Origin of the sequence: Nocardioides terrigena, from assembly GCF_003047265.1 — a bacterium.
GTDB classification, from domain to species: Bacteria; Actinomycetota; Actinomycetes; order Propionibacteriales; family Nocardioidaceae; genus Nocardioides; species Nocardioides terrigena.
Genome location: NZ_PZYY01000030.1, coordinates 1 through 1,237 on the forward strand (window position 1 = coordinate 1; position 1,237 = coordinate 1,237).

At 30.1% G+C, this 1,237-nt stretch carries 2 pseudogenes; both read right to left on the minus strand.

From position 1 onward, the window contains the following. Window positions 1-281: 281 nt before the first annotated feature. A pseudogene (locus DAE25_RS24330) lies at window positions 282-560 on the minus strand (LAGLIDADG family homing endonuclease); the annotation flags it as partial. Between the two features lie 12 nt (window positions 561-572). Continuing rightward, a pseudogene (locus DAE25_RS22620) lies at window positions 573-1,058 on the minus strand (LAGLIDADG family homing endonuclease). Window positions 1,059-1,237 lie beyond the last annotated feature (179 nt).

The window sequence follows — 1,237 nt, forward strand, 5'->3', positions numbered from 1 at the left end:
AATAACTAAGTCTTTAATGGAATACCCGCCTTCCTCACCCTCACAAATAATAAATATTAGCCAATATAACCCAACATTAAGTAAATTAATACCCTCGCCGAGGGGGATTAAATAACATAACATAACAAAATTATTGTTACTACATTAAAGTAAATAGTTATACCTGCAGTATAATACTAATTATTTCTACTACGATTCATATTTAACTGTAATTGACGAATTTTTTCCAATCCTTCTTCAGTTAAATGATCTTTTGTTTTAATTAGATCTGCGGCTTTACATCAATCTTCAAAATCTAATGCTTTAACACCTACTATTTTGTGTTCTTTAAAAAAAGGGATAATTATTTCAAAAATTTCCGTAAAATTTTCACATCTTAGACTTCCAAATGAATTACTAGCTTGTTTATAGTATTTACCACAGCCTAGATAAGTAATTAAACTTTTTAAAAGCTTATCGTCTCTAGCGTGTTGTGTTAATATAAATGCCAATTCTACTCTATAACCGATTTTAGTAGAACCTTTTCTAACTTTTATACTAAAACAACCTTCACCTGAAGTAAACCCAGCTAATCATTGGGGATGTGGGCATGTTAAATCTTCTACCAAAGGCTTGGCCACAGGAACTGTATTAGGGAAAGCATTTTTAAGAACATCAGATAAACCTAAATTAAGTGTTGCTCTTAAATTTACTATTTCTTGAAGCCCATTTTCCTGGTTTTCATTATTTAAATGCCCTTTATTACTAACGATTTCTAAAATACGTTTAAATATTTCAAAATCCGCTCTTTTTTGTGTAATTAAAGGATAATTTTCGAAATGTGACATAAGAACTTGCAAATCTTTTTGAGAAGATATAACAAATTGAATACTATTTTCCGCTTGATTTAAGATTGCACCGATCCCACCTAAAGTGTTTTGTATAGCATTTAATATAGCTACATCTTTAATGTGTAGACCTATAGCAAATAAAGGTTCTACTTTTCATCCTGTACGGTATTTATCTGATTTACTGATTTTTACCGTAAATGTCCCTTCAGCGTCAGTGAACCCTGTGATAAATCACGGATTAACCTTGACAGCGTTATTTTCAGAAGCAAGACTAGAGTATAGACGTGAACTTTGTTTATTACCAATTAAAACATTGTTAAATTCTTTATTTCCTCGCTGAACCTTTAGATGTGAAATTTTTGCTATTATTATCTGCATATAAATCTATCAAAGTATTTTCAATTATA